Below are 6,801 nucleotides of genomic sequence, written 5' to 3' on the forward strand. Positions count from 1 at the left end.
GTCCGGGCCGCGTCATGCGGCCCGGAAGACTGTCAGCGATGTCGAGACGTCCGGGGATCAGGCCGCCGCCTTCTCCGCCGCCGCGGGCGCCGCGCGCAAGCCCAGCAGGTGGCAGATCGCGTAGACGAGGTCGGCGCGGTTCATGGTGTAGAAGTGGAAATCGGTGACGCCGCGGTCGACGAGGTCGAGCACCTGCTCGGCGGCGACCGCCGCGGCCACCAGCTTGCGGGTGGCGACGTCGTCGTCCAGCCCCTCGAAGCGGGCGGCGAGCCAGTCCGGCACCGAGGCGCCGGTGCGGCGGGCGAAGTTGGCGGCCTGCTTGAAGTTCTGCACCGGCAGGATGCCGGGGATGATCGGGATATCGATGCCGCGCGCCTGCACCCGGTCGAGGTAGCGGAAGAACAGGTCGTTGTCGAAGAAGAACTGGGTGATGGCGCGGTCGGCGCCGCAATCGACCTTGGCCTTCAGCGCGTCGAGATCCTGGTCGAGGGAGCCGGCCTCGGGGTGGCGCTCCGGATAGGCCGAGACCGAGACCTCGAAGTCGCCGATGCGCTTGATGCCGGCGACGAGGTCGCAGGAGCGCTCGTAGCCGCCCGGATGCGCCGCGTAGGCCGTGCCGACGCCGTCCGCCGGGTCGCCGCGCAGGGCCACGATGTGGCGCACGCCGGCCTCGTGATAGGCGCGCACCACCTCGTCGACCTCGCCCTTGGTGGCGGCCACGCAGGTGAGGTGGGCGGCGGGCTTCAGGTCGGTCTCGCGCACCAGGCGCGACACGGTGTTGTGGGTGCGCTCCCGGGTCGAGCCGCCGGCGCCGTAGGTGACCGAGACGAAGCTGGGGCTGAGCGGGGCGAGCCGCTCGATCGACGACCACAGGGTCGTCTCCATCTCGGGGGTCTTGGGCGGGAAGAACTCGAACGAGACCCGGATCGGGCGGCAGCTCTCGCGGCTCGGGCGGAAGGAGGTGGCGTACATCGGCGGCCTCGGCGGGAGAATGTCTGAGACGATGACGGGAAGGGGTCAGGCGACGGCGCGGTCGGGCACGCCGGACGCGGATTCGGGGTGATGGGCGAGCCAGAGCGTCACGGTGAGCTGGTGCTCCGCGCCGCCGGGGGGCGCGAGGTGGCGCAGCCGCACGTCGGTCAGCCCGGCCTCGGCGAGCCAGCCCGCGACCTGCTCGGCGGCGAAGCCGAGGCGGCGGTGGGCCTCGTCGGCGCGCAGGAATTCGAGGCTGTGGGGGGCGAAATCGACCACGAGGAGCCGGCCGCCCGGGGCGACGAGGCGGGCGGCCTCGCGCAAGGCCCGGGCCGGGTCGTCGAGGTAGTGCAGCACCTGGTGGATCAGCACGAGGTCGAAGCTCGCCCGGCCGAAGGGCGGGGCGTGGATGTCGCCCTGGCGCAGGTCGATCCGGGTCAGGCCCTGGCGCTCCAGGTTGGCGCGGGCCACCGACAGCATGGCGTGGTTGGCGTCGAGCCCGGTCGCCTTCGCGGCCCGGGGGGCCAGCAGCCCGAGCATCCGCCCGGTGCCGGTGCCGAGATCGACGAGGCTGCCGATCGGGCCGCCCCCGAGCACGTCGAGCACCGCGGCCTCGACGGTGGCCTCCGGCACGTGGAGCGAGCGCACCCGGTCCCATTGCGGCGCGAGCCGCGCGAAGAACGTCTGGGCGGCGTCGGCACGCTGCGCCCGCACCGCCTGGAGCCGGGCCCGGTCCTCGGAGAGCGGCGCCGCGCCGCCGTCGAGGGCGGCGATGAGCGGCGCCACGAGGCCCGCCACGCCCTCGCGCAGGCGGAAGAACGCCCAGGCGCCCTCGCGGTGGCGCACCACCAGCCCGGCCTCGACCAGGAGCTTGAGGTGGCGGGAGATCCGCGGCTGCGACTGGCCCAGGATGTCGGTGAGGTCCGAGACCGACAATTCGCCGTCGCCGAGCAGCACCAGGATGCGCAGGCGCGTCTCCTCCGCCGCGGCGCGCAGCACGCCCAGGGCGTCGGCGAAGGGGACGGTGGCGGTCATACCGGGAAGCTCCTCACCTCCGATGCGAAACATAAAGATATCTTTATGTGAGTACTGGCATCGGCGCAAGCGGCGTTTCATGAGCGGGATCGTGGCAGGGAGGGGTGAAGCGCACGCGAAAGCGGGGGAGAGAGCTGCGCCCGTTCAGGGCAAGGCTGTCCGGGACAAGGAAAACGCGCAGGTGTCCCCTCCCCCCGCGGGCCTAGCGTGTTCACACTTCCCGGTTCGAGAGCTTCTCGCGGTGAAGGTCGCGCGCCTCTCCTCCCCCTTGTGGGGAGGAGCTGGAGGTGGGGGTGGTGCCGGATAGAGAGCGGCGGTGCCTCCTTCACCACCCCCACGCGGGATCTTCGATCCCCATAACCCCTCCCCACAACTTGCAGCGATCTTGGGCAAGACCGAGATCGCCTGGGGAGGGGAAAGCGCACATTTTTACAGAGGGTTAGCTCTCGAAGGAGAAATGTGAATCCGCTAGCCCCGCGCGCGGGGACAGACCCGACGACCCCTCGTCGGGTCATCGGGGAGCCCGCAGGGCGAGGGTGAGGGGGTGCTTCCTGGGGAGTCTCATCCGTTGAGACCCCCTCACCCTCGCTCCGGCTACGCCTGCGCTTCCTTCACCCCCGACGAGGGGGGCTCAGGCCTCTCCCCGACCGCGGGGAGAGGAGAAGCCCGCGCCCTTTCTTTTCGCGATGCCCCGCGTTGACCGACCACGGGCCCCTCCATTATGTTCCCGCTTCGTTCGGGCTCGTCTGCCCATCCAGGAGCGTCCCGCTGCCATGGCGCAGGCCACCTCCCCCGGCCCGTCCTCGGGTCCGAATCCCCGCGGCAAGACGCTGTTCTTCTTCGAGAAGCCCTCGGCGATGCGCCAGGTGCAGCGGTTCTTCCGCTCGCCCAGCACCGTCTGCGTCGCGGCCGAGGGGCACCTGCTGGAGGTGGCCGAGCCCGGGGAGATCCGGCCGGACTGGAAGCCCTGGCGCTTCGACGCGCTGCCGATCGCCATGGAGCGGCTGCCGGTCGCTCCCGGCCACGGCCGCTCGGGCCAGTCGCACGCGCCGAAGCTCGCGGCGATCCGCCAGGCGCTCAGCGGGGTCGAGCGGGTGATCATCGCCACCGATCCGGGCCGCGAGGGCTCGATGATCGCCTGGGAGGTCTTGGAGCATCTCGGCTGGCGCGGCCGGGTCGACCGCCTGCGCCTCGGGGCGCTGGACGAGATCTCGATCCGCCGCGCCTTCGGGCTGCTGGCGCGCGAGGACGATTCCGGCGAGCGCGACTACGCCGCCTACCTCGAAGCCTTGTGCCGGCAATACGAGGATTGGCATCTCGGCCTCAACGGCACCCGGGCGGTGTCCTTGCGCCTGCGCCCACCGGCCTTCCGCGAGCCCTGGCGCTTCGGCGGCGTGCAGACGCCGACGCTCGCGATCCTCGCCGATCTCGAGGAGCGCATCCGCACCTTCGTGCCGCGCGACTTCTACAAGATCGCCCTGCCGGTGACGACGGAGAGCGGCGCGACGCTGACGCTCTGGCACGCGCCGAAGGAAAAAATCTTCGCGATCGAGGACGCCGAGACGATCCGCGACGCCGCCGCGGGCTGGGCCGGCCCGCTCGCGGTGGTGCAGAAGGACGCGCGGCGGACGCCGCCGAAGCTCTTCTCCAAGGACACGCTGGCGCGCGCCTGCGCCAAGCGCTTCGGCTGGGACCCGCAGGTGACCGCGCGCCACGCGCAGGCGCTCTACGACAAGGGCTATCTCAGCTATCCCCGCACCGAATCGATCCACCTGCCGGAGTCGCAAGCCAAGGACGCCGCCGCGGTGATCGCGGCGATCGCGACGGCCGACAAGGGCATCGCGACCCACGCCCCCGCGACGCCGCAGATCCGCCGCGGGCCGAAGGGCCATTACGTGAAGGACCCGGGCGAGCACCACGCCATCGTGCCCCTGCGCAAGGTGCCGGGCCCGGGCGACGTGGCACCGGAAGCGCTGCGGCTGTGGCTGCTCGTCGCCAAGAACTTCCTCGCCGCCCACATGGCCGACGGGATCGACGCCCGCACCACGGTCACCGCCGAGGTCGCGACGCCGCTCGGGCAAAAGCGCTTCGTCATCACCGGCAGCGTGGTGAAGGTGCCGGGCTGGCGCGCCCTCTACGGCACCGAGGCCGACGAGGACGAGGTGGTGCCCGGCAAGGCCAAGGCCGACGACGAGCCGACCACCGGCCGCCTGCCGCCGGTGCGCGACGGCGAGGCCGGCCAGGGCGGCGAGCCGACGATCGAGACCGCCCGGACCGAGCCGCCGCGGCGCATCACCCGGGGCGAGTTGCCGGTGGTGATGGGTCGCCTCATCGACCAGATCGAGGATCCGGCGCTGAAGCGGGCACTCGAGAACCCCGCCAACCCGACCGAGCCGAAGGGGCTGGGCACCGCCGCCACCCGCGACGCGGTGCTGCCGAAGCTGATGAAGAGCCACTACGTCACGCTGCTCAAGGGCAAGGACCCGGCGATCACCGTGACGGAGATCGGCCTCGCCTTCGTGGCGGCCGTGCGCCGGGTGTTTCCGGCCTATGGCGACCCGGTCGGGCGGGCGGTGTTCGAGTCGGAACTCGCCGAGATCGGCCGGGCGACGACGAAGGCGGAGGCGCTAAGCCGGGCCGAGGCCTTTCGGCAGCGCACCCGCGAGCGGGTCGAGGCGCTGATCGGCGCGGTCTCGGGCGCCGATCGCCTGGAGGTGGATGCCGAGGCGCCGTCCCGCGGCGGTCGCGCGCCGACCGCCGCCATGGTGGCGTTCGCCAAGTCGCTCGCCGCCCGCAAGGGCATTCCCCTCCCCCCGGAGGCCACCCGCGAGGTCGGCGCCTGCCGGGTCTTCCTCAACACCCATGCAGGGCCGAAGATCGGGGAGGCCGGGAGCCCGGCCGGCGACGGCGCGACCCGCCCGCCGACCCCGGCGATGCTGCGCTTCGCCGCATCGCTCGCCCGCGAGAAGCGGATGGAGGGGCTGCCGCCCGAGATCGAGACCGACTTCAATGCCTGCCGCGCCTTCCTCGACGCTCATGCGGGCGGCGACGGGTCGCGCACCGGCAAGGCCCCCGCCCGCGAGACCCCGGCGAAGAAGGCCCGGCGCCCCCGCGCGGCCGCGAGCCCGGGCCGCGCCCCGCGCCGCCGTCGCACCGCCGGCGGGGCGTGACGGCGCCGGCAAACAATCGCCCGCGTGCCCGCATGAGACGGCTGGACAGGCGATCCGACCGTCTCTATACCGCCGCTCAACGCCGCTGCCCCACGCAGCCGGCGGGCCCGGGTAGCTCAGTTGGTAGAGCATGCGACTGAAAATCGCAGTGTCGGCGGTTCGACTCCGTCCCCGGGCACCACTTCCTCGTCAGTGACGTGAGTGGTGCCGTCCTTCGCGGAGGACGATCTCTGGTGCTGGAACGCCCGCCTTGCGCGGCCGGTGCGCCCGGGTAGCTCAGTTGGTAGAGCATGCGACTGAAAATCGCAGTGTCGGCGGTTCGACTCCGTCCCCGGGCACCATTCCTTCGAACATCCCGAACATTCAGTCGATGCCGGCAGGTCGGTTGACGACGCTTTCGCGCGTTCGCATTCGTTTCGACGGGTGATGGCCCGACGTCTTCAGGCAAGTCGAACCATCGTCATTACTCTCTACGTCATCCTGGGTTCTTCGAAGACGAGAACCCAGGATCCATAACCATCGACTAAGAAGAGTAAGGCGAAAACCGCTCCGCCTCACCCCGAACCGTCAGCGTTTAGGGATCCCGGGTTCTACTGTGCGGCCCCAGGACGACGCAGCGGATGTCGGGTCGTCCGGCGAGATCGACGGGACCGAGTTCGACGGGACCGTTCGTTACGCCCTCGCCGGCCGCCCCACCGGCCCCTTCGCGGCCGACCCCTTCGCCGCCGACCCTTTGCCGCCGGATGCCGTCCGGTTCTGCCACAGGTTCAGCGGCACGATCAGGACGACCGTCGCGAACACCCACCAGGCGGGACGCACGTCGTAGGCGAAATCGAGGTTGGCGGAGAGGACGGCCGAGGCCGGCACGCCGGTGGCCAGTGCGTACCACAACGCCTCCAGGCCCGCCGTGGCGAGGCCGGCCGCCACGCTGAGGCCCAGGAGCGGCAGCGGCGCGGTCGGCACCTTGAAATGGTGCATCAGCCGCCAGCCCATCAGGGCGAGGAAGAGTCCGCTCCAATAGACCGGGTTCGAGACGTCGATCTTCGATTGAATGAAGAAATGCAGCAGGGCGAGCGCGGTGAGCGGGTAGACGAGCCGGTGCAGCCGCGGCCAGGCCTTGCCGAGGCGCCGGATCATCCCGTCCGTCGAGGTGACGCCGAGCACGACGAGGCCGAGAAGGCCCGCGAAGCCGATGGTGAGATAGAAGCGGAAGACGATCTCGCTCGCCACCCGGGCGAGGTCGAACTTCTGGTCGGTGATGTAGAGGGTGAAATGGACCAGCGCGTAGGCGAGCGCGGTGAGGCCCAGCATCCGCCGCACCAGGATGAGCTTCGGCGCGTTGGCGATGCGCCGCATCGGCGTGACGGCGAGCGAGAGGATCAGGAACCGCACCGACCAATCGCCCATGGCGTGCAGGTAGGCGGTGAGCGGCTTGGCGCCGAGCCGGTCGAGGGCGTAGGCGGCCGTGAACCACAGGCCGGGCGCCAGCGCGAAGAGGAAGACCGCGAGCTTGAACCGCGACAGGCGGCCGGCGCGGTCGAGCCACGGCCAGGCGATGCCGGAGGAGGCGCGGCGCGAGGGAGTCGGACGGGGCGGGATCGGGCGGGGATCGGCGATCCGGGGG

4 protein-coding genes and 2 tRNA genes are annotated in these 6,801 nt (G+C 71.5%); 3 read left to right on the forward strand and 3 right to left on the reverse strand.

The window, feature by feature from the left end; all coding sequences use genetic code 11:
* Positions 1 to 57 precede the first annotated feature (57 nt).
* Positions 58 to 972, reverse strand: a complete 915-nt coding sequence (gene metF, locus QR78_RS04955) for a methylenetetrahydrofolate reductase [NAD(P)H] (RefSeq protein ID WP_048426397.1) — start codon at positions 970 to 972, stop codon at positions 58 to 60.
* A 45-nt stretch (positions 973 to 1,017) separates the two neighbouring features.
* On the reverse strand, positions 1,018 to 2,007 hold the full coding sequence (locus QR78_RS04960) for an ArsR/SmtB family transcription factor (RefSeq protein WP_048426398.1): 990 nt from the start codon (positions 2,005 to 2,007) through the stop codon (positions 1,018 to 1,020).
* Positions 2,008 to 2,780: 773 nt separating this feature from the next.
* Between QR78_RS04960 and QR78_RS04965 the strand changes: the two genes are divergently transcribed.
* From QR78_RS04965 to QR78_RS04975, 3 genes are all read left to right on the forward strand, one after another.
* Positions 2,781 to 5,177 (forward strand): type IA DNA topoisomerase, encoded by a 2,397-nt coding sequence (locus QR78_RS04965; RefSeq protein WP_125901210.1) that lies wholly within the window; start codon positions 2,781 to 2,783, stop codon positions 5,175 to 5,177.
* A 105-nt stretch (positions 5,178 to 5,282) separates the two neighbouring features.
* Positions 5,283 to 5,358, forward strand: a tRNA-Phe gene (locus QR78_RS04970).
* Between the two features lie 84 nt (positions 5,359 to 5,442).
* Positions 5,443 to 5,518, forward strand: a tRNA-Phe gene (locus QR78_RS04975).
* A gap of 331 nt (positions 5,519 to 5,849) precedes the next feature.
* On the opposite strand, the gene QR78_RS04980 is transcribed toward QR78_RS04975, so the two are convergent.
* Positions 5,850 to 6,794: a protein-methionine-sulfoxide reductase heme-binding subunit MsrQ gene (locus QR78_RS04980; RefSeq protein WP_244278467.1), complete on the reverse strand. Its 945-nt coding sequence runs from the start codon at positions 6,792 to 6,794 to the stop codon at positions 5,850 to 5,852.
* Between the last annotated feature and the right edge of the window lie 7 nt (positions 6,795 to 6,801).

This window comes from Methylobacterium indicum, assembly GCF_001043895.1.
GTDB classification, from domain to species: domain Bacteria; phylum Pseudomonadota; class Alphaproteobacteria; order Rhizobiales; family Beijerinckiaceae; genus Methylobacterium; species Methylobacterium indicum.

Coding starts and splice junctions, on each gene's coding strand:
- metF (WP_048426397.1), bottom strand. CDS start 972: ATGTACGCCACCTCCTTCCGCCCGAGCCGCGAGAGCTGCCGCCCGATC.
- QR78_RS04965 (WP_125901210.1), top strand. CDS start 2,781: ATGGCGCAGGCCACCTCCCCCGGCCCGTCCTCGGGTCCGAATCCCCGC.
- QR78_RS04960 (WP_048426398.1), bottom strand. CDS start 2,007: ATGACCGCCACCGTCCCCTTCGCCGACGCCCTGGGCGTGCTGCGCGCC.